The organism is Helcococcus kunzii ATCC 51366 (genome assembly GCF_000245755.1).
In the GTDB taxonomy this organism is placed as follows: domain Bacteria; phylum Bacillota; class Clostridia; order Tissierellales; family Peptoniphilaceae; genus Helcococcus; species Helcococcus kunzii.
In genome coordinates, this window is sequence record NZ_JH601088.1 from 507,150 (window position 1) to 530,240 (window position 23,091).

Annotated in this window: 20 protein-coding genes; 16 read left to right on the forward strand and 4 right to left on the reverse strand. The window is 29.6% G+C overall.

The features are described from left to right. Positions 1-70 precede the first annotated feature (70 nt). The 5 genes from HMPREF9709_RS02270 to HMPREF9709_RS02290 all read left to right on the forward strand — a co-directional run bounded on the left by HMPREF9709_RS02270 (position 71) and on the right by HMPREF9709_RS02290 (position 5,406). The gene (locus HMPREF9709_RS02270) at positions 71-505 is read left to right on the forward strand and encodes a PTS sugar transporter subunit IIA (protein WP_005397525.1); all 435 of its coding nucleotides are present in this window, start codon (positions 71-73) and stop codon (positions 503-505) included. Between the two features lie 10 nt (positions 506-515). Then, on the forward strand, positions 516-797 hold the full coding sequence (locus HMPREF9709_RS02275; RefSeq protein WP_005397531.1) for a PTS sugar transporter subunit IIB: 282 nt from the start codon (positions 516-518) through the stop codon (positions 795-797). A gap of 1 nt (position 798) precedes the next feature. After that, positions 799-2,073: a PTS ascorbate transporter subunit IIC gene (locus HMPREF9709_RS02280; protein WP_005397533.1), complete on the forward strand. Its 1,275-nt coding sequence runs from the start codon at positions 799-801 to the stop codon at positions 2,071-2,073. A 1-nt stretch (position 2,074) separates the two neighbouring features. Next, positions 2,075-2,746 (forward strand): tryptophan synthase subunit alpha, encoded by a 672-nt coding sequence (locus tag HMPREF9709_RS02285; RefSeq protein ID WP_005397536.1) that lies wholly within the window; start codon positions 2,075-2,077, stop codon positions 2,744-2,746. A gap of 197 nt (positions 2,747-2,943) precedes the next feature. Then, positions 2,944-5,406, forward strand: coding sequence for a glycoside hydrolase family 3 N-terminal domain-containing protein (locus tag HMPREF9709_RS02290; protein WP_005397538.1), 2,463 nt, complete (start codon positions 2,944-2,946; stop codon positions 5,404-5,406). A gap of 280 nt (positions 5,407-5,686) precedes the next feature. Here HMPREF9709_RS02290 and HMPREF9709_RS02300 read toward each other — a convergent pair whose 3' ends face one another. Next, positions 5,687-6,325, reverse strand: a complete 639-nt coding sequence (locus tag HMPREF9709_RS02300; RefSeq protein ID WP_005397545.1) for a hypothetical protein — start codon at positions 6,323-6,325, stop codon at positions 5,687-5,689. A 406-nt stretch (positions 6,326-6,731) separates the two neighbouring features. Here HMPREF9709_RS02300 and HMPREF9709_RS09495 point away from each other — a divergent pair, with 406 nt between their 5' ends. The 6 genes from HMPREF9709_RS09495 to HMPREF9709_RS02330 all read left to right on the forward strand — a co-directional run bounded on the left by HMPREF9709_RS09495 (position 6,732) and on the right by HMPREF9709_RS02330 (position 15,158). Further along, positions 6,732-8,855 (forward strand): serine hydrolase, encoded by a 2,124-nt coding sequence (locus HMPREF9709_RS09495; RefSeq protein ID WP_005397546.1) that lies wholly within the window; start codon positions 6,732-6,734, stop codon positions 8,853-8,855. A 923-nt stretch (positions 8,856-9,778) separates the two neighbouring features. After that, positions 9,779-10,624, forward strand: a complete 846-nt coding sequence (locus HMPREF9709_RS02310) for a MurR/RpiR family transcriptional regulator (protein ID WP_005397547.1) — start codon at positions 9,779-9,781, stop codon at positions 10,622-10,624. A 91-nt stretch (positions 10,625-10,715) separates the two neighbouring features. Next, the gene (murQ, locus tag HMPREF9709_RS02315; protein WP_005397549.1) at positions 10,716-11,621 is read left to right on the forward strand and encodes an N-acetylmuramic acid 6-phosphate etherase; all 906 of its coding nucleotides are present in this window, start codon (positions 10,716-10,718) and stop codon (positions 11,619-11,621) included. Next, positions 11,618-13,051: a PTS transporter subunit EIIC gene (locus HMPREF9709_RS02320; RefSeq protein ID WP_005397551.1), complete on the forward strand. Its 1,434-nt coding sequence runs from the start codon at positions 11,618-11,620 to the stop codon at positions 13,049-13,051. The genes murQ and HMPREF9709_RS02320 overlap by 4 nt, the downstream gene beginning before the upstream one ends. Before the next feature lie 85 nt (positions 13,052-13,136). Next, positions 13,137-14,051: an alpha/beta hydrolase gene (locus HMPREF9709_RS09500; RefSeq protein WP_005397552.1), complete on the forward strand. Its 915-nt coding sequence runs from the start codon at positions 13,137-13,139 to the stop codon at positions 14,049-14,051. A gap of 45 nt (positions 14,052-14,096) precedes the next feature. Continuing rightward, positions 14,097-15,158 carry a DUF871 domain-containing protein gene (locus HMPREF9709_RS02330; protein ID WP_005397553.1) on the forward strand — a complete coding sequence of 354 codons (1,062 nt, stop codon included), beginning with the start codon at positions 14,097-14,099 and terminating at the stop codon, positions 15,156-15,158. A 60-nt stretch (positions 15,159-15,218) separates the two neighbouring features. Here HMPREF9709_RS02330 and epsC read toward each other — a convergent pair whose 3' ends face one another. After that, entirely contained in the window at positions 15,219-15,743 is a 525-nt protein-coding gene (gene epsC, locus HMPREF9709_RS02335) for a serine O-acetyltransferase EpsC (protein WP_005397554.1), read from the reverse strand. Further along, positions 15,744-16,646 (reverse strand): cysteine synthase A, encoded by a 903-nt coding sequence (gene cysK, locus HMPREF9709_RS02340; protein WP_005397556.1) that lies wholly within the window; start codon positions 16,644-16,646, stop codon positions 15,744-15,746. It abuts the gene before it with no gap. A gap of 126 nt (positions 16,647-16,772) precedes the next feature. On the opposite strand from cysK, the gene HMPREF9709_RS02345 reads away from it, so the two are divergent. Then, positions 16,773-17,399, forward strand: coding sequence for a hypothetical protein (locus HMPREF9709_RS02345; RefSeq protein ID WP_005397557.1), 627 nt, complete (start codon positions 16,773-16,775; stop codon positions 17,397-17,399). Between the two features lie 80 nt (positions 17,400-17,479). Here HMPREF9709_RS02345 and HMPREF9709_RS02350 read toward each other — a convergent pair whose 3' ends face one another. Further along, entirely contained in the window at positions 17,480-17,746 is a 267-nt protein-coding gene (locus HMPREF9709_RS02350; RefSeq protein ID WP_005397558.1) for a hypothetical protein, read from the reverse strand. A 197-nt stretch (positions 17,747-17,943) separates the two neighbouring features. Between HMPREF9709_RS02350 and HMPREF9709_RS02355 the strand changes: the two genes are divergently transcribed. The 4 genes from HMPREF9709_RS02355 (at position 17,944) to HMPREF9709_RS02370 (ending at position 23,045) form a co-directional block, all read left to right on the forward strand. Continuing rightward, positions 17,944-18,369, forward strand: a complete 426-nt coding sequence (locus tag HMPREF9709_RS02355) for a cupin domain-containing protein (RefSeq protein ID WP_005397559.1) — start codon at positions 17,944-17,946, stop codon at positions 18,367-18,369. A gap of 184 nt (positions 18,370-18,553) precedes the next feature. Further along, complete coding sequence (locus tag HMPREF9709_RS02360; protein WP_005397560.1) at positions 18,554-20,380, forward strand: ABC transporter ATP-binding protein; 1,827 nt, start codon at positions 18,554-18,556, stop codon at positions 20,378-20,380. Next, on the forward strand, positions 20,367-22,127 hold the full coding sequence (locus HMPREF9709_RS02365; RefSeq protein WP_005397561.1) for an ABC transporter ATP-binding protein: 1,761 nt from the start codon (positions 20,367-20,369) through the stop codon (positions 22,125-22,127). Before HMPREF9709_RS02360 ends, HMPREF9709_RS02365 begins: the two co-directional genes overlap by 14 nt. 186 nt (positions 22,128-22,313) lie before the next feature. Further along, complete coding sequence (locus tag HMPREF9709_RS02370) at positions 22,314-23,045, forward strand: NAD-dependent protein deacylase (RefSeq protein ID WP_005397562.1); 732 nt, start codon at positions 22,314-22,316, stop codon at positions 23,043-23,045. The last annotated feature ends 46 nt before the right edge of the window (positions 23,046-23,091 follow it).

The window sequence follows — 23,091 nt, forward strand, 5'->3', positions numbered from 1 at the left end:
AAAAAATATTGAAAAAGTAAACATTTAAGTATTTTATTATATCTATTACTATATAACTGTGGAGGTGAAGATGATCAAAGAAATTATAAATGAAAATTTAGTGGAAGTAAATATAAATGTTAAAAATAGAGAAGAAGCAATAAGAAAAGGTGGTGAATTACTCGAAAAAAATGGATTTATTGAAAAAAGCTATGTTGAGGCTATGATTGAAAATTTGAAAGAAAATGGAGCGTACATTGTTTTAGCTCCTGGTATAGCTTTTCCACATGCGCGACCAGAATATGGTGCAAAAAAAATAGGATTCAGCATTATCACTTTGGAGAATGCGATAGAATTTGGAAATAAAACAAATGACCCAGTTAAATTAGTTGTTTGTATAAGTGCAGTAGATCATGATACTCATTTAGAAGCATTTGCTGAGCTTGTTGATATTATGGCTGATGAAGAAAAACTAAATAATATTATGAATGCAAAAAATAAAAATGATATATTAAAAAATTTTTAAGGAGGTATAAATGTTGAAATTTGTTACTGTTTGTGGTGCTGGAGTTGGAAGTAGTATGATGTTAAGACTTTATACACAACAAATTTTAGATAGTGAACAAATTGATGGTACAGTAGAAGCATCAGACATTTCTTCTGTTAGCCCAAATGATTATGATGTAATCATAACAACTTCAGATTTTGCGGAAAGATTAAGAACTAACAATAATCATATTATTAGAATAGATAATATGATGGACAAAGAGTTTTTAAAGTCTGAAATTTTACGTGTTAAAAACGAATTAGGAGAATAGAATGAATATTATTTTATATTTGATTAATAATGTGTTTTCACAAGCGGTATTTATTATTGGCTTTGTGGCACTAATTGGATTAATTCTTCAGAAAAAAGAATTTCATCAAGTAGTTCCTAGTGTTATAAAAACTATGATTGGGTTTATGCTAATTGATACTGGTGGAAAATCTCTTGGAATGGCTCTTTTACCATTACAACCAATCTTAAGTAAAGTATTTAACTTAAATGTAAATGTTGAATCAATTGGTGAAGCTATGGGCGGTGTTTCAGAAATTGGCTTTGAAATGTCATTGATTTTTGCTCTAGGTTTCTTAATAAATATTTTAATTGCAAGATTTACGAAATGGAAGTTCATACATCTTAGTGCTCATGTTTCATTTTTCTTCTCTGGATTAATTGCAGCCTTATTAAAATATAATACTTCATTGTCCACGTTAGCGATAATAATAATTGGAGGAATATTATTGGGAATATATATGACATTTACATGTGCTTATGTATATCCTCTAATGAAAAACATTAAAGGTGGAGAAGGGTTTACTTTAGCGCATTCGAGTTCTATAGGGCTGTTAATAGGAGCTGGTGTAGGTAAATTAGTAGGAAACAAAGAAAAAGATATGGAAGACTTAAAACTTCCAAAATCATTAGGGTTTTTTAGAGAAATGACTATTGCATTAGCATTAGTAATGACTTTTCTATTTTTAATAGCATCCATAGCAGCTGGACCATCTTGGGTGATGGAAAATGTATCAAATGGTCAGGATATTTTAGTCTTTAGTATAATGAATGGATTGACTTTTGGAGTATGGATAACAGTTATCATTACAGGAGTAAGAATGTTGCTTGGAGAAATTGTACCTGCGTTCCATGGTATATCCTCAAAATTAATACCAAATTCAATACCTGGTTTGGATATTCCATTATTATTTCCAAATTATCCTACAACAGTAATCGTTGGTTTTATTTCAAGTTTAGTTGCGGGATTTGTAGGAGTAGTAATATTAGGTTTGATAAAATATCCAATAGCTGTGTTTCCAGCTCTAATACCAACATTCTTTACAGGTGCTATAACAGGTATTTTTGGTAATAGTACAGGTGGAAGAAGAGGAGCTATTGTAGCTTCTTTTGTGAATGGTTTAATTTTAATTTTTGGTCAAGCGTTATTACTACCTATGGTAGGTTCATATGATCAAATTATGAGAATTTTAGCTGAAACTGACTATGCTTTCTATGGACCACTGTTAGGTTTTATATTAAAAATGATAGGAATATAATATGAATAAAATAATACTATTTTTAACTTACGCTTATCCTAATAGGGAAAAATTTTTCAAAATATTAGACATGCTTGATAAAAACAATGTTTATGGTGTAGAAATAGGAATACCTTCAAGAAATCCGTATTTAGATGGAGAAATCATAAAAAAAGCTACAGAGAAAGTTTATATTAATGGTTTTAATGAAGATGAATTTATTTCAGATATAAAAAGAATATATAATAGATATAATTTTAAAAAATATCTAATGGGATATGACACTGAAATAAAAGAATACAGAATTAAAAAAATTTCTAAATACTATGATGGGATAATTGTGGTAGATAGTTTAAATAATATTAAACAAATACCTTTAGTAAAGCCTAATGAAAAAGTAAATATTGAAAAAATAAAAAATGGTAATCCCGATTTTATATATTTAATAAGTGGGGAAGGTAAAACTGGTTCTTTCCAAAAAACTCCAAATCAATATCTTGAGAATTTACGAACTATAAAAGAACATTTAGATATCCCTTGTTTCATAGGTTTCGGCATAACAACCAAATCAGATGTTGAAAACATTATTTCATCGGGCGCGGATGGTGCGATTATTGGATCAAAATTTGTTTCATTGGTAGATGATTTGGGGAAAGTTAGAGAATATATTATTGAATTAAAAGGCTCAAAGTAGCTATTAGAACTCTATGGTTAAATAGGGTTCTTTTTAGTTTATTTTGTAGAAATAAAATTTCAAAGTGGTGCAGAAAGTTGAAAACGTAAACCACGACATGTATAATAAAGTTGAAAATAATATAAAAAGGGGGTATTACTTAGTGAAATAGAAAGTGAATTTATGTATTCGATTTGATATTTTACTAAAAAACATATATGAAAAGAAAATTATTGTCTATTTTGTTAGCGTTCGTTCTTATATTTCAATTTATACCTTTAGGAACGGCAGAAGCTGCAAATACTTCAGGAAAGAGTGTTGACGAAATTGTGGCAGGCATGACATTGGATGAAAAAATCGGTCAGATGCTTATGGTGGAATTTAGAAACTGGAAAACAGCTGATCAAACAGAACTAAAACCTGTAACAGAATTGAATAGTGAAATAAAAGAGGCTATTCAAAAATATAAATTTGGTGGAATTATTTTGTTTGCTGAAAATGTAGTTGAAACAGAACAAACACGAAGATTAACCCACTATATTCAAGAAGCAGCAATTGAAGCTAAAATGCCTCCATTGTTACTTTCAATAGACCAAGAGGGTGGTAAAGTTGTAAGACTTGGTACAGGTACAAATATGCCTGGTAATATGGCTTTGGGAGCAACAGCAGATGAGGATCTTGCATATATTTATGGTAAAACTATAGGTGAAGAAGTTAAATCATTAGGTATAAATGTTAACTTAGCACCAGTAATGGACGTAAATAATAATCCTAATAACCCAGTTATTGGTGAGAGATCAATTTCAAGTGATCCTAATTTAGTTGCTAAACTTGGTACAAAAGTACTTTATGGTATTCAAGATACTGGAGTAAGTGCTGCTATAAAACATTTCCCAGGTCATGGTGATACTGCAACAGATAGCCACGTAGGATTACCAGAAGTGGATAAATCTTATGATGAAGTTTCTCAAATGGAACTAGTACCATTTTTCAAAGCTGCCGAACAAGGCGTAGATATGATAATGACAGCTCATATTTCTTATCCACAATTAGAGAAAGATAAGGCAATATCTAAAAAAGATGGTACAGAAATATCCATTCCAGCGACACTTTCAGATGACATTTTGACAGGTGTTATTAGAGATAAGATGAATTACGATGGAATTATCATTACAGACGCTATGAATATGAAGGCTATTTCAAGCCACTTTGGTGAAGAAGAAGCTATTCTTATGACTATAAAAGCTGGTACTGATATTCCTTTAATGCCTACATTATTACAATCTAAAGCTGATTTAGAAAAATTAGATGGCATTATTGCTGCTATAAAAACAGCAGTTGAAAATAATGAAATAACTGAAGAAAGAATAGATGAATCAGTTAAAAGAATTTTAGAGCTAAAAGAAAGAAGGGGAATATTAGATCTTGATCAATATAATATTCCATTAGAAGAAAAATTAACTACTGCATTGGAAACAGTTGGTTCAAGAGAACATTTTGAAAATCAAAGAATGATAACTCAAAGAGCTTTAACAGTTACAAAAAACAACGATAATACTCTTCCATTGAAACCAAAGGCAGGAGAAAAAGTTTTAATACTTACTCCATATGAAAATGAACTACCAGGATTTACTTATGGTTTTACTAATTTACAAAAAGAAGGAATTATCGATAAAGCTGTTAAATATGAAGTTAAACAATTTACAGATAAAACTACTTCAGAAGAAATAAGTGCACTTGTAGATAAATTTGATTATGTGATTGTGACAAGTGAAATTAGTGCTGAATCAAGATTAGCAAGCACTCACTGGTTATCCAATATACCTGATCAATTGACAACATTAGCTAAAAAAGCAGGAAAACCATCTGTCGTAATTAGTATCGGTAAACCATACGACGCTGATAGATATGACATGGCTGATGCTATGGTTTTAGCTTATGGAGCGAAGGGAATGGATCCTACAGAAGCTGGTAAAGATCCAGTTAAAGCTTTTGGACCAAATATTCCTTATTCATTAGATGTTGTATTTGGTAAAGTTGGTTCTACAGGTAAACTTCCAGTAGATGTTCCTGCATTAGATGATAACAATAAATATTCTGATGAAATAGCATACCCATTAGGTTTTGGTTTGAAAACTGATGCTAAAGATGATGAAGAACCAGAAAAACACGGATGGGAACAAGTCGGTGGTAAATGGTTTTACTACGATCATGGAAAACAAGCTAAGTCTGAATGGAAATGGATTGATAATACATGGAAATTCTTCAATTCAAAAGGTGAATCAATGACACAAACATATCACGAAAATGGCATGATTTGGTTATCCTTAGAAGGACCTCAAACTAGATATCAAAAAGGCTGGTGGACAAATCCAGACAATGGATATAGATACTTCTTTAGATTATCCTCAGGCACAATGGTTAAGGGAAGACAATGGATTGACGGAAATTGGAGATTCTTTAGAAAATCCGGTACATTAGCAACAGGCTGGCAAAAACTTCCATTAGGCTGGATGTACTTTAGACCAGGTACTGGTACTCAAGCATTTGGATGGCAATGGATTGACGGTGTTTGGAGATACTTAAGACCATCAACAGGTACAAGAGTATCTGGAAAACAATGGATTGATGGAAGATGGTACAACTTTACTGGCGACGGTAAATTAATAGGCAGAAGATAATTAGAAAAACTAAAAGGCTATTGGAGCAAAATTCCAATAGCCTTTAGTTTTTTTGGTTTATTTATCAGCTTTTTTTAACTTTTTGTAAAAACGGATAGTATAATATATCGAAACTATAGTTAAAATAATTGATATATAGAAAACACCTACAGCTCTACCATATTTATAAAAGGTTTTATCTCCCCATGTTTGAGCATAATAGAATCTTATTGCAAGAGTAAATATTAGAAATAGTATAGAAGAGATATAGTTAAGTTTGAACATTGTATTATTTAAGTTATTATTTGTACACACCTATAAAACCTCCTTCAATAAATTTTGTTACTTTATATTTATAGAATCCTGTTTTAGATCCGTCTTTTCTTATAGAATATCCTTCACGTGTTTCAATTCTCCATTTAGCTTGGTACTTTATATTACCTCTTGTATGTGGTGGAACCTTAAAGCTTTGACTTTTTGTTACTTTATGAGTAAGAGAAAGACCATTATATGAAAAAGTTAATTCTTTAGTGTTACTGAACTGCATTGTTGCACCATAAGTTCCACCAAATACCCATCCATCATTACCTAAAAGTAACTCATTAGATTTAATAAAACCTGTGTTATAATAACTTATTAATCTACTACCTGTAGAAACTATTGGATTATCTTGACAATATGGATATCCAGGCATACCTGGAGTGCATACTCTTCTAACGGAAATTTTGTTTCTGTTATTCATAGAATTAATAAAATTATATAAGTGTGCACTTTCTTCAAAAAAATATATATCATTATTTTCTTTATCTAACAATGTAGTATCATCAATAATCTCAAATCTATTAATTGTTAATTCTTCGTTTGAGTACGCGTAAACATTAGTATTAATTAAGAAAAATATCAATGCTAATGAAAAAAAAGTTTTAATTGTTTTATTCATATTTTCTCCTTTATTATTAAATTTTTCAATTTCTATACTTTTATATTTAAATTTTTAATTAATCATTTGATTTTCCTCCCTTCGTATTTCAAATAATAGTTAAAATATACAAAATGATATATAAATTAAATATATTAATTATTTTTATGATATTATTTTAACATTTTATTTTTGTTTTTTCAATTGATATATTAAATAATAAATTACAAAAAACTTTAATATATTTTATCTAAAATTTAACTTATTCCATTTCAAGAAATAATATTTCAAAATATCGATTTACTCTTGAAAACGATATGCCTTACTAATATAATCAAGTTGAAAATAAAATAAAAGGAGGAATTAGGGCTAAGTCTAAATTAAATACTTTTTATTTATTAATTTAGAATTTACCTAAAAAAATCATATGTTAAAAAGAACGTTATCACTATTATTAGCTTTTGCTTTAGCTATACAAGCCTTTTTTATTGCTGATGTGAAAGCGGAAGAAACTGATTTTAAAAATCCTGAGTTTATTGAATTACTTGATGAACTAATCTCATCAGAAAATAATTATGGATTATCAGGTGCACAGTTAGCTGTATATAAAGACGGAAATTTGATAAAAAATAGTGCTTATGGTTATATCAATAACTATAAAAACAAATTTGATGAAAATGGAGATGTTATTTTTGGTGACTTTGATATTCTTCCTAAAAATGAAAGAGTAAAAGTAACAGAAAATACTCTATTCGACCTTGCAAGTAATACAAAAATGTATGCAACAGTCTATGCAATGCAAAAATTAGCTTCTGAAGGAAAAGTTTCTTTAGATACTAAGATTTCAGAAATATTTCCTGAATTTTTAGAATTTGCTAATGAAAATGGCTGGAAAGATAAAATTGATGTAAGAATGGTTTTAAGTCATAGAGCAGGTTTTGCTCCAGATCCTCAATACCATAACGAAAAATTTGATGCGGTTGATCAAATAAAAAACGGGAAAAATGATTTATATTCTCAAGATAGAGAAAAGACATTTGAAATGGTAATGAAGACTCCGCTTAATACAGAACCAGACACTGATTGGGCATATTCAGATGCTGATATGATGTTAGCTGGTTTTATAGTTGAAAAATTGAGCGGAATGCCTTTAGAGGAATATGTTTCAAAAAATTTCTATAAACCATTGGGATTAGACAGGATAACATTTAATCCTCAAGAAGCTGGATTTAAAGTAAATGAATTATCTGCTTCAGAATTAAACGGAAATACAAGAGACGGAAAAAACTTCTTTAATAATGTGAGAACTACCATTGTAGAAGGTGAAGTACATGATGAAAAGGCCTATTATTCAATGGGTGGAGTTTCCGGTCATGCAGGATTATTTGGATCTGCGCAACAAATAGCATATTTAGCACAAGCTATGATTTATGATGGCGAATTAAATGGTGTTAAATTATTCGATAAGGAAACAATTGATAAATTTACAGAAGTTTCTCCATGGCATACTCAAGCAAATGGAGGATGGAGAAGAAAAAGCGAATCAGGTGGTGCAGCTGCATGGTATTCTGAATTTGCTCCTGCAGGTACAATCGGTCATACTGGTTGGACAGGTACAAATACAATGATTGATAAAGAAAATAAACTGACACTATCATTAAATACAAACTCAAGAAACACACCATTAATGCACCCTGGAACTAATGACTTCTATAACTATAATAGTAATATTAGTTCATATGGTCTAGTTTCAGAACTTATCTATAGAGCATTAGGATTAGCTGATGGGAAAGATGTAGATGAAGTGCTTATAAAAATCATTGAAGCAGACTATGTTGAAGATGTATCAAAAGAACTACCATCAAAGAGAAATACAATAAGATCTTTAATGGATGTACTAAAAGATAGAGCTAAAGGAAATAAAGTTTTAACAAATTACCTTGAATATGATAAAATTCAAAAACTAATTTCAGATTTAGAGCTTACAAAATATGAAGACTTAAAGAGAATCTCACTAATTGAAAAACCTGTAGAAAAACATGGCTGGAAACAAATTGGAAACAAATGGACATATTATGACCATGGTAAACAAGCTAAGTCAGAATGGAAATGGATCAATAAAACTTGGGAATATTTCAACTCCAAAGGTGAATCAATTGACCAAATCTATAAAGAAAATGGAATGCACTGGCTTTCTATCGCTGGACCAAATACAAGATACTACAAAGGTTGGTGGTTAAATCCTCAAAATGGTTCAAAATACTATTTCAGACAAAGCTCAGGTACAATGGTGAAAGGAAAACAATTCATCGATGGTAATTGGAGATACTTCAGAAACTCCGGAACAATGGCAACAGGATGGCAAAAACTTCCATTAGGTTGGATGTACTTTAGACCTGCGACAGGTACACAAGCCTACGGTTGGCAATATATAGATGGAGTATGGAGATATTTAAGACCATCAACAGGTACAAGAGTATCAGGTAAACAATGGATTGATGGAAGATGGTACAATTTTACATGGGACGGTAAGTTAATAGGAAAAAGATAAAAGTAATAGAAATGAGAAAAGAGGCTTCGGCCTCTTTTTTCTGATGAAATGGAATGAAATCTTTTTAAGTTATTATATAAAAAATTTCTATTCTAGTAAAATAGGGATAATAATTGTTTTGTGAAAATAAACTATTGTAGAATGATTAATTCAAGCTATACTTTTTTAAAAAATTATGGTCCGTAAATACCCTAGGGGGGTATTTAAAAGAGTATAAATTAAAAAATTATGGTCTTGATATACCCCTAGGGGGTATAATACGGACCATGTTTTTCAAATATTCCTTTTATATTAACATATAAAACTATAGATATATGGTCTTAAATATACTGGGGTTGGGTATTTTGGGATCATAGTCCTTAAGATTTTCTAGAATTTTATGGTCCTAAATATACCTAGGAGGGGTATCTAGAGACCATAAAAAATTGAGTATGGTCTAAAAAATACGGTAGGGGGGTATTTACGGAGCATAACATACGTCATAAAATACAATATTATATCATAAAAATTCAAAAATCGTAAAAACGCACCATAATAAAAACGCATTTTCGTAAAAACTCACCATTATAAAATCCCATAACAATACGTTCCAACAACTCTCATATCAAAAATTCTACAATTTTGCATTTCTACATATTTATATAACTATTACAACATCTCCAAACCAAAAAAATATACATTCCTCCGCTCTATAGTTTTCTATTCCTGCACATCTACATTCCAACATCTCCACACATCCTAAATCCATTCAATCAATAATCCCAGACTCTCCACCCACATATCTCCAAATCCCACTACATAACATTCCCACATCTCAATACTAAACTTTCCAATTTCTATAAAAACATTTTCATTTGTTTTAAACTATGTAATAATGTTATATAATATATTTAAGAAATAAAATTTACTAGTGAGGGAGAATAATGAAAAAAGTTATTTATAGATTGCAGACGTATTATAATAATCAAGCTACAGAGGTGGAGAAGCCTGTGATTAGATATATTTTGGATAACCCAAGAGAGGTTATATCTACAGATATTCATAAGCTGGCTCGTTTGGGTTTTTGTAGTGCTGCAACAATCGTGAGAATTTGCAAGAAGAATGGGATTTCAGGATATAAAGATCTTAAATTAGCTTTGATGAATGAATTAAATTTTAATGATAATTTAATAAAAGACAGTGTAAAAGCTAAAAATGCAACCGGGGCTCCTGAAATTGTAAATGAAATTTTTAATGAAAATATTAAGGCGATTAACAATACCTATAATTTGATTGATTATGAGGTGATAGATAAAGTTGTAAATCTAATGAAGAAGGCAAAAGTAATTAGATTGTTTGCAATTGGAGCAAGCTATTTGGTCGCGAAAGATTTACAACAAAAATTTGAAAGGATTAATAAATTTTCCGTATTGTATGAGGATACACATTTACAAATAGTGAATTCAAATAATGCCACTAAGGATGATTTAGCAATTATTATTTCATATTCTGGTGAGACAAAGGAATTGACTTCAATGGCAAAAAATATAAAGTCAAATGGATGTAAGATTGTCTCCATTACACAGTATTCTAATAATAAATTGATGAGTATGGCAGATTACAATCTATTTGTACCTCAGATTGAAAAGTCTTTAAGGATAGGCGCAGGTTCAAGTAGGATTTCTCAATTATCTGTTGTGGACTATTTGTATCATCTATATCTTGAAATTGAAGATAAGAAATATATGGAGAAGATAATTCAAACAAATAAGCTATTACAAAAGAATTAGTTACAAAACATGAAACTTTATTTATAAACAACTTTAAGGTATTGTAAATGACTTCGATTTCATATATATTAAAGTTGAAAAGGAGGTGTAAATGTTAGATTTAACTAAAATAAAAACAGAGAGAAGTAATCCTAATTCTGAAAACTTTAGTAAAATGTCTATTAGAGATGCTATTGAGCTAATGAATGCTGAAGATTTCAATACTGTTGAATGTATTAAAGACCAATTTAGCAATATTGAAAAATTAATAGAGCAAACAAGTAATGCATTGAAAAATGGCGGAAGAATCATCTATATGGGCGCAGGCACTAGTGGAAGATTAGGATTATTGGATGCTGTTGAATGCCCACCAACTTTCGGGGTAGATTATGAAATTGTTACTGGACTTATCGCTGGAGGTGAAAACGCATTTATTAAGGCAGCAGAAGGAGCTGAGGATAAAACATCTGAGGGAAAAGCAGATTTAGAGAAAATTAATCTGACAAAAAAAGATGTAGTTATTGGTATAGCTGCAAGTGGTAGAACACCTTATGTTATTGGAGGAATAGAGTACGCAAACTCCATAGGAGCAATTACAGGATCAATTGCATGTACTACTGAAAGTGAGATTGGGAAAATTAGTAAATTTCCAATTGAGGTAGTGCCTGGACCTGAAGTACTGACAGGGTCTACAAGACTAAAAGCTGGCACTTCGACTAAACTCATACTAAATATGATAAGTACAATTAGTATGAAAGAAATAGGTAAGATTTACAAAAATTATATGGTTGATTTGAAATTATCAAATAACAAACTTTCCGTTAGAGGGTTAAATATAATTAAAGAAGTGACAGGATGTACTGAAGAGATTGCTAAAGAAAAATTGGAATTAGCTAATGGACATGTAAAACTAGCTATTGTAATGATATTGTTTAATATGAATAGAGAAGAAGCAGAAAAATCATTACAAGAAGCACAGGGTAATATCCATAATATAAATCAAGAGGGGGATTTATGAGTAATTTAGATATAGCTAAGAGCATTGTTGAATCACTAGGTGGTAAAGACAATATAAATAATACATTTAATTGTATGACAAGAATGCGTGCAAATATAAAAGATACATCAAAAGTTAATGAAGATGAGTTGAAAAATATTGATGGGGTTCTAGGATTAATGAAAGAAGGTAAAACTTATCAAGTAGTATTAGGACCTGGAAAAGCTAAAAAAGTGACAGATGAAGCTATAGAATATTTTAAGATACCTAGAGATGCTGTAGGGCAAGCTAGGGAAGAAAATACATGGGAAGAAAATAAGGCTGAAGTAAAAGCTGGGCAAAAAGATAATGCACTGAAGAAAGGATTAAAATTAATTGCTGATATATTTATTCCTTTAATTCCAGCTATCATTGCAGGTGGATTATTCTTTGGATTTGGTCAATTAGTTGGACAATTGATAGAATCAAAAACACTTCCAGAATCATGGAATGTTGTTCAATTAACTCTTGGTCTATTTGGTGGAGCATTCCTTGGATATTTCGCAATCTTTACAGGTATAAGATCTGCTGAAGTATTTGGTGCAACACCTGCACTTGGTGGTATGATTGGTGCTATCAGTATTGGTGCAAACATTGTTGAAATTTCTAAAATCATAGGATTATTTAACGAAGCAGTTCCACTAGAATCAGTACTAACAACTGGTAAAGGTGGTATCATCGGTGTAATTTTTGGTGTTTGGATTCTTTCAAAAATAGAAAAAGGAATAAGAAAAGCCGTACCAGATGTATTGGATTTGATAATTACTCCATTCGTATCAATTTTAATTACTGGTTTACTAATGGTATTCGCAATAATGCCAGTGGCTGGATTTATCAGTGATGGTTTAGTTTCAGTTTTATCTGTAATTATAGGATCAGAAAATCCAGTGATAAGAGTAATAAGCGGATTCGTATTAGCGGCAGTATTCTTACCAATGGTATTGATGGGACTACATCATGGTTTAATCGCAATCTATGCAGTTCAATTAGAACAATTAGGTGGAGTTTCATTATTCCCAGTTTTAGCTATGGCAGGTGCTGGACAAGTTGGTGCGGCATTAGCAATTTACTTAAAAGCTAAAAAAGTTAATAATGAAAAAATGGTTAAAGTTATAAATGGTGCTTTACCTGCAGGATTCTTAGGAGTAGGGGAACCATTAATCTATGGTGTTACATTACCAATGTTTAAGCCATTTATCACAGCTGGACTAGGTTCTGGTTTTGGTGGAGCATTTGTAATGCTAATGCAAGTTACCGCAGCAGCTTGGGGACCATCAGGTCTTGTTGCTATCCCATTAATGCAAGGTACAGACAAGATGCTTTATTACTTCATAGGTTTAGTAATTTCATACATTATGGGATTCATAATTACAAACTTTGCTATTAAAAATGAAGATGTAAGAAACGCATAGTATAGTAAAAAAAAATATGTAAAAGGGCAGAAAGTTTTCTGCCTTTTTATATAATTTCAATATGAAAATTTACGAAAGGAAAATTATGAAAAAAACTATCTTACCAATATTATTATCAATTTTAGTATTATTGTCAGCCTGTACGCCAACAGATAAAGATAATCAAACAAAAGAAGAAACTGACGTAAAGACTGAAACAAATATGGAAACAGAATCTGAGAAAGAAAGTGTTGAAGAAACCGAAGCGGTTGGTAAATTTGGTACAACTACAATTTGGTCAGAACAATTAAAATTAGATTGGAATGTTTCAAGCTACATTCCTGATGAATTTGATCCTAATAATGTTAAAGTAATGTATATGCTTCATGGAGCGTTTGGAAATCATACTAATTTTAACGAAAGAACAAAAACTGTAGAATATTTGAATCAATACAATAAAAAACATGATCAAAAATTAATTGCTGTATTTGTAGATGGTTTTAATTCATTTTATATCGATAAAAATATCAATATGGAATCAGCGATTGTGAAGGATCTTATCCCTACTTTTGAAAAAATTAATGAAATTAAAATTGATAGAAATAATAGATTTGTTTCTGGTATTTCAATGGGTGGCTATGGAACATTAAACTTCATGTTTAAGCATAGTGATTTATTCTCAAAAGGATATGCAATATCTCCTGTTGTCGCAGAAGAGCTTGATACCTCTGTAGGTATTGGAACATGGAATATCTTCTACAAAGATGGTAAATTTGATAAAGAAGCATATAAAAATTATCATCCTTTGACAAATCTTGAAAACAATAAAGATAAACTAAAAGATATAGAAGTTTACTTATATGCAGGTAAGCAAGATCAAGTTGTTCTTTTAGAAGATGTTAATTCATTTTTAGAAAAGGCAAAAGATAAGGTTAAAATTAAAGAAAAAATAATAGATGGTGAACATAGTTGGGATTTTTGGGATCAAGAAATAAAAGCTATTTTAGAGAATGATATTTAATGATAAAATAGTAAATATTTTTAGATGAAATTGTAAGGAATGGAAATGTTAGGTGCATCAGTTTATTTATCACAAGAAAATGAAGACATAATAAAATATTTAGAGAAAATGCAAAAGTATGGGGTAAAGACAATATTTACTTCAATGCATATCATAGAAGATGATAATGATGAAGCGGTTGATAGGATTAAAATGGTTTCACAAAAAATTAATTCATTAAAAATGGAATTAATGGTCGATATTTCAGATAATACTATGAAAAAATTTAATATGACTTTTGATGAAATAATTAAATTTTTTGAATACATTAATGTTAAAAGTTTGAGAATTGACTTTGGTTTTAATTTTGATCAAATAAAAAAATTGAGTGAACATTTTAATATTGTATTAAATGCAAGTACTATCAATGATGATTATTGTAATAAACTTATTTCCGCTGGAATGGATTTACATGATATCAATGCTTGTCATAATTTTTATCCACGTGTTGAAACAGGTCTTTCAGAAAAATTTTTATTAGAGAAAAATAAATATTTGAAAGAAAAAGGATTTAAGATTCAGGCATTTATTCCAGGAGACGAGATAAAAAGAGGACCTCTAGAGGAAGGTTTGCCTACCTTAGAAAAGCATAGGCATTCTGCTCCTTTGATTTCATATATAGAATTGAAAAAAGATTTTATGGTTGATGAAGTTTTAATTGGTGACATTTCTATAAAAGAAGAAAGTTTGAAACCAATTCTTTTGTACGAAAAAGATAAATTAATAGAACTTCATGTTGAAAATTTACTAGATTTAACAGATGCAATTTCTGAAGTATTTTGGATAACACATAAAAATAGATTGGATTATTCGGAATATGTTATTAGAAGTACTATGCCGAGAGTTCAGATTAAAGAAAAAGTAAAAGCTGAAAATACGATTGAAAGAAAAGTTGGAAGTATAACTATAGATAATGAAAAGTATTTAAGATACAATGGTGAAATTCAAATAGCGTTAAAGGAATTAAATGCAGATGAACGAGTAAATGTATTAGGAAAAGTAGTAGATGAAGATATACCATTGTTAAAATATATAATTGATGAAGTTAAATTTAGATTTGTAAAATAATTTAAAAGGAAACTGTATGAAATTTAAGTAATACAGTTTCCCTTTTTTAATATATTAAATTTATTTATTTTCTATTATCCTAGCTGGTATGCCGACAGCGGTAGCATTTGCTGGTACATCTCTTAATACGACAGCTCCAGCACCAATTTTAGCATTTTTACCAATGGTGTGCGGACCAAGAATTAAAGCTCCAGCACCCAATAAGACATCATCTCCGATGATCGGATGCCTTCTACCATCAACTTCATAATCATCAGCAGCTAAAGAAACACCTTGAAACATTTTCACTCTATTACCAACAATGGGTGTTTCACCAATAACTATACCACTTCCGTGATCAATCATGACATTTTTTCCAATGACAGCACCAGGGTGAATTTCAATCCCAGTGAGTTTCTTTGTTCGCTCTGAAATTAATCTCGCTTTAAAAAACTTACCTTTTTTATATAATCTATGAGCTCTTTCGTGTCTTCTTAAGGCCCTTATGCCAGGATATAGTAGAAAAACTTCTAAAACTGATTTAGCCGCATTGTCATTTTCATATACATATTTTGACTCTTCCCACCATTTCCTAAAGTTGAACATCTAGTCGAATAGTCCTTGCTTCAAATATCTTTCACCAGTGTCAGGTAATACAGTCACAACTTTTTTACCTTTACCTAGTTTTTTTGCTAAAGCTTTAGCAGCCACAACATTTGCACCAGAAGATATACCACATAATATACCTTCTTCTCTTGCTAATCTCACAGATTCTTCCATGGATTCTTCATTTCCAACTAAGAAATATTCATCAATATTATCTCCTGAGAAAATTTCAGGAACAAAGTTTGCACCAATCCCTTGAATCTTGTGAGAACCTGCTTTACCTTCAGATAATAGTGGGGAATCTTTAGGTTCAACAGCCCAAATTGTGACATTATCAAGTTTATTTTTTAATACTTTTGAAACACCAGTAACTGTTCCACCTGTACCAACACCAGCAACAAAACCATCAACTTCAGGTAAATCTTCTAAAATTTCTATTGCTGTTGTTTCTTCATGAGATTTTACATTTGCTGGATTTGTAAATTGCCCAAATACTATAGCATTTCTTTCTTTTGCTATTTCATTAGCCTTATCTTTAGCGCCTTGCATTCCTAATGATTTATCAGTAAGTACAAGTTCTGCTCCGTATGCTTTCATTAATTGTCTTCTTTCCATAGACATACTTTCTGGCATTACAATAACTATATTTAAGCCAAGAGCTGCACCCGCCATAGATAATCCAATACCAGTATTTCCTGATGTTTGTTCAACAACGGTATCACCTTTTTTTAGTTTTCTTTCATCCATTAAATTTTTAAGAATATATTTTACAGGTCTATCTTTAATACTAGCACTTGGATTGAAAGATTCTACTTTTACATATATTTCCGCTTCATCATCGTTTGTTTTAAGTTGTACCAATGGTGTATTTCCAATAGTTTCAATTATATTTTTATAAATCATAATTTCTCCTTTTTCTTCTTCGATATCGTAATGAAATATATCCTTATATAGTATATCAAAACTTTAAATATACTTTTTATTGTTGTTGATATAAGGTATAATCACTATATATAAAAGGGAGATATTATGAAGAGAATATATTTGTTATTAATCTTAATTTTTTTGTTATCTGCATGTGATCGTAAAAATGATGAAGCAGATTTAACATCAGGGCCTACATCAAAATATGATAAAGTACAAGTTGGTACAACTAAAGCGGATGAACAGTTCGCAAAATTAAAAAAGAAGAATGGTAAAGGTGAAAATAAAATAATCAAAACAGTGAGACCTGAGGTTGCAAGATTTGTAGAAGAGCAATTTAAACAAGAAAATATTATAGATAAAGATTTGGATAAATTGCAATATAAGATAAATAAAAAGGCGATTTCAACGAGTTTTGATGATGATGCCAAACATATTTTTAGAAATATTGGATTTGATTATGATATAAATGTAAAAAAATTAGAAAAATCTTACTCTTTAGATGACTTTATAAATGAAAATAAAAAGAAAGATGATAAACTTAAAATTGTCGAAATGAAAGCTTATGACAAAGTATTAGTAGAAAATATTGGAAATGATTCATTTTCAGCAAAACTTATTGCTTTGTATAAAAAAGGAGAAAGTTCATATTCATTAACATTCTCATCTGAAAAAATGAGCATTGCAGAGATTATTATGTTATCCGAAAAATTTTCTGAATTTATTAAATAGAATATATTTAAAGAAAAATCCCTCAAAAGTTGAGATTCCACTAACTCTTGAGGGATATGTTATTTATTTGAAATATCTAGTTATTTAATGCCATTTTCTTGTTTAAATTCTGTAGAATATCCTGCAGGTCTGTCGTTTTGTGCAAAATCATTTTTATCTTGATCTTTTAAGCCGTCAGTTATTTCATCTTCTTCTGGATTTTCAAAGTCTTCATATGAAAGTACGAAGCTTCTTTCTTCTAAAGTATTAATTATTTCGTATTCAAGTTCACCAAAGTTTTTATTTTTAAGTTCTTCAATTCTATCTTGAAGTTCTTTTTCGTTATTGAACGTTTCGTGTTTTTTCATTATTTCCTCCCTGCTAATTTATTATCATCACTATTAATATACCACATTATATGGGAAACTATTCAAAAAAATAATCGATAAAAATATTACTTAAAATTTTAACAATATTTTTAAAAAAAAGTTTAGTAATCCTTTTTAGTGGTATACATGTATTGTAGGAAATTATTAATGTGAATGGTCAAAAATAGGAGGATATAATGGCTTTTGATTATAAAGATCATGGAAAAGAACCTTATGTAGTAAATATAGAAGATTATACAATAGAAAATGAAAATTTCAGAACAACTATCTGGACTGGTAGTCAACTTCAAGTTACAGTGATGACTATCCAACCTGGTGATGATATTGGATTAGAAATACATCACGGTATCGACCAATTCTTAAGAATTGAAGAAGGTAGTGGGTTATGTCAAATGGGAGATAGCGAAGATAATTTAACATTTGAAAAAGAAGTTAAAGATGATGATGCTATTTTCGTACCAGCAGATACTTGGCACAATGTTACAAATAACAGTGACAAACCACTAAAACTTTATACAATCTATGCAGGACCAGATCACGTACCTGGCACAATTCATGAAACTCATGAAGATGCTAAAAATGATCCAAATGAACAAGACTAGTATATAAATATTTTAAGGGGCTATATTCTATAGCCTCTTTTTTAATGTCTTTTTTTAGATTAATGCCTTTTTTTTCATAAAAGAAAAATAAATATATGAAAATATAATGATAAAAACTTATTTTGTTGAAAAATTAACGGGGTTATTATATAATATTAAAAATTAGAATATTCGAGGGAAAACTATGGAAGAAAAAGCAAAGCTAACAAAGAAAGAAAAATTGAATTTTTATTTTAATAGGATTGTCTCTGAGCTATTTAAAGGAAAGATGAAATTCATTACTTTAACTAAAGTAATTTCAGGTGCTGTTCATCCAGCGATGTCTGTTTTAGTATTGAAATACATTTTAGAGATGGCAACTAATCAAAAGTCAAATCCAAGAAGTATTATTATTTTTTCTCTAATCTATTTTGTATTTTATATTATTTTTAATATCCTTGACAATGTTATGTCCAATTGGGCTCTATGGACTTTTATTGATAAGCGAATTAATTATGTTTCACTTTTACTAAATAAGCTAACAACTATGGATCATGAACTTTATGAAAATCCTGAATACATGTTGAAGTCTCAAAAAGCATTAAATGGATTTGGTGGTGACAATGTAGGTTATCAAAGATGTTTGACGGATAGCTTTGAAGTATTACCTAAAGTTTTATTAGCTTTGATATTTACAGCCATCATTATTCAACAATCTTTTATTGTAGTTATTGTTTCTATTTTAACCGTTCTATTGAATTTCTTTATTTCAACAAAATATACAGATTTTGTTCAGAAAAATAGAGATAGTCGTGAAAATGCAGGTAGAAAGATGAATACCTATATTAATGTAACTAAAGACTTCTCTTATGGCAAAGATATTCGAGTATATAATCTTAAAGATAGATTAATGAAAAATATTAAAAAACATGTTATAGGATTCATGAATGCTTGGGAAAAAGAGCTTAGATACAAATTTAAGCTTTCTTTTTTAGAAAATATTAGCATATCAATTTCTGATTTTATTTCTCTTTCCATTTTTATATATCTAACGATAAATGGAAAAATGAAAATTGAAGATTTTGTAATGATCATAAGCTTAATTGTGCTATTCTCAAATACTATACATAATCTTAAGGATTCTGCTACTTCTATTAATACAAATTTAATGTACACAATCTATGGAATTGAGTTTATTGAAGAAAATATGAATTTAAATAAAGATGGCAAAGATATTAAGTTAGACGGACCTATAACTATTAAATTTGATAATGTATCATATAAATATCCTGGTTCTGAAAAATTTGTATTTGAAGATTTATCATTTGAAATTGATAAAGGTAAGAGAATGGCTTTAGTTGGGGTGAATGGTGCAGGTAAGACTACAATTGTAAAATTACTTACAGGCCTTGCGAGACCTACAGCAGGAAATATTTATTTAAATGGGATTGACTCAAAAGAATTTTCAGATAAATCTATATTCGACTTATTTAGCGTAGTTTTTCAAGAAACACAACCATTAGCGCTTACAATCGCTGAAAATATTGCTTGTACTGAAGAAAATATTGATTATGATCGTGTTGAATATTCCTTAAAAAAAGTAGGACTTTGGGAAAAAGTATCATCTTTTGAAAAAGGCATGGATTCAAATGTATTAAAAGCTCTATATGATGATGGGGTAATTTTATCAGGTGGAGAAAATCAAAAATTAATGATAGCCAGAGCGCTATATAAAGAAGATAGCTCTGTAATGATTATGGATGAGCCAACATCAGCATTGGACGCTTTTGCAGAGGAAAAAATTTATCAAGAATTTGATTCGTACATGGGGGAAAAAACAGCAATATTTATTTCCCATAGATTGGCTTCTACTAGATTCTGTGATGAAATAATGTTTTTAGATGGTGGACAAATCATTGATAAAGGTACACATGAAGATTTACTTGTAAGATGTGACAAGTATAGAGATATGTTTGAAACACAAGGTAAATACTATAAGGAAGCCAAGGAGGAAAACAATGAAACAATATAAAGTTATTTTTAATATACTAAAAGAATCTTGGAATATTGATAAAAAATTCTTCCTTTATCTATTTTTAGGTGCGATATTACAGGCTGCCATTTCAATTGTTTCTATGTATATACCGGCAACTTTAGTAGACATGGTTCAAACAGGCAATAAGTTTATTGATATTGTCTATATGATAGTTATCTTTGTAATTTCAACATATTTATTAAAGCAAATATTAGGATATGTCAATGTTTTAATTGATAAAAATGCTACTTATCAAGCTGAAATGCTTAAAGCAAAACTTTCCGAAAAATCAATGTCACTAAAATATAAAGAGCTAGAAGATACTGAGACTTTAGATCTTATACAAAGGGCGGAGATGCCTATTTCATGGGGATATTTCTATTGGGCATTGAATGTTGTGCAACAAATAATAATAGCTTTAGTAACTATTTTAGGGGTAGTGTCTATACTCTTTGCTTATAATATCATTTACACTATTGTTATACTTCTTATACTTATAATATCATCTGTAATTAGAGTAAAAGTACAAATGAATCTTGAGAGAGTGATGCAAGAAAGTGTACCAGTAAATAGAAAATATGGTTATCTTTTCGGTATTTCTTTTAATCCAGAATATCAAAAAGAAATGAGGGTGTTTAATTTATCCGACATAATAAATAAAAAAGTAAAAACTTTTAATAAGGGAATACTTAAATGGACTAAAGAAATTACAATTCAAGATTCTAATATTAGGATTTTTGAAACGATTTCGTCAACATTGATAATGTTCATAGCCATTTCATATAATTCACTAAGAGTATTAACAGATAAATTTGGAGATAGAATTAGTGTAGGTAAGTTTACATTAATTTATAGTTCTACAAACACTATTATGCAAAATGTACAAATTATCTCTGAAAATATTTCTAAGTTAAATACATTAAGAGTACATTTGACTCCATGGGATGATTTTATAAATCTTGAAGAAGAAAAATACCAAGGAAATTTAATAGCTGATGAATTTAATTCATTAGAGTTTAGAAATGTTTCCTTTACATATCCAAATTCTGACAAAATCATTTTAGATGATGTATCTTTCAAGATAAATAAAGGAGAAAAGATTTCAATCGTTGGATTAAATAATGCTGGTAAATCAACAATAGTTAAACTGATTTCAAGATTTTATTTTCCTCAAAGCGGAGAAATACTTTGGAATGGCAAGAATATTGAAGAATATGAGATAAACTCATATATTGATCAAATTTCAGTAGTGTTCCAAGATTTTAAGCTAATGCCATATACAATTTACGAAAATATTCTACCAGATATGAATGATAAGGAAAAAGCAGAGGATTCACTAAAAGAAGTTAATATATTTGATGAAGTTTCAAAACTTGAAAAAGGGATGGATACTTATTTAGATAAAAGTTTAGAAGAATCAGCAACTAAGTTTTCTGGTGGTCAAAATCAAAAACTTGCAATTGCAAGAGCATTAAATAAGGGTGGATCATTAATGATTTTAGATGAGCCAACTGCAGCTCTTGATCCAATTGCTGAAAGTGAAATATTCGAAAACTTTGCAACTTTAACTAAAGGTAAAACATCTATATTCATCTCTCATAGAATGAGTTCTTCAACATTTTCTGATAAAGTACTATTACTTGATGGTGGTAAAATAGTTGGATATGATAGTCATAAAAACTTAATGAAATCACATAATCTATATCGAGATTTATTTGAAACACAAGCGAAGAATTATATATAGAAAATTTATTTAATAAAATAATATTGTAAAACGCTAGGGGGAAAAATATTTTTGTACCTAGCGTTTTTATATTTTTCCACTAGAATTTTTTTCTAAATTATTTCCCAATAGATGTATTCATTTAGATTTATCTATTATATATGATAAAATCAAGATAAGTAGAGATATGAAAAGGGGGATTTTATAATGAACGTTGATGATATTGTAGATATTATTTTAGAATCAAATAATATTGTATTTTTCGGTGGAGCTGGAGTTTCTACTGAGAGTGGTATTCCTGATTTTAGATCTTCAACTGGTTTATATAATCGGAAACATGAAACAGGATATAGTCCCGAATATATGTTAAGTCATGATTTTTTAGTTGAAGACGTTGTAGGATTTACTAAATATTATAAAGAGAATCTTATTGTAGAAGATGCAAAGCCAAATATTACCCATAAAGTTTTGGCAAAGTTAGAAAAAATGGGGAAAGTTAAAGCGGTAGTTACGCAAAATATTGACAGTTTACATCATATGGCGGGAAGTAAAAATGTATATGAAATTCATGGAAATTTAAGAGATTATTATTGTGTTAAATGTGGAAAAACTTATGATTCGGACTATGTTTTACAAACAGTAGAACCTAATTATTGCGACTGTGGGGGTTATATCAGACCGGATGTTACATTATATGGAGAAGGGCTTCCAGAAGAAGCGGTTAGAAACGCTATTAATGCCATTGCGCATGCCGATGTTTTAATAATTGGTGGTACATCTCTGGTTGTTTATCCAGCAGCAAGTTTTATTGATTTTTATAGAGGAAATAAATGTATTTTAATTAATAAAGAACAAGTTGGCAGAAATACTTCTGCGAATTACGTGATAATGTCAAGTTTAGGTGAAGTATTTAGAAAAATCGACGAAAAAATTAAGTAAAAAATTATTAAAAATTTATGCTATACTTTATTTAATAAATTTTTTT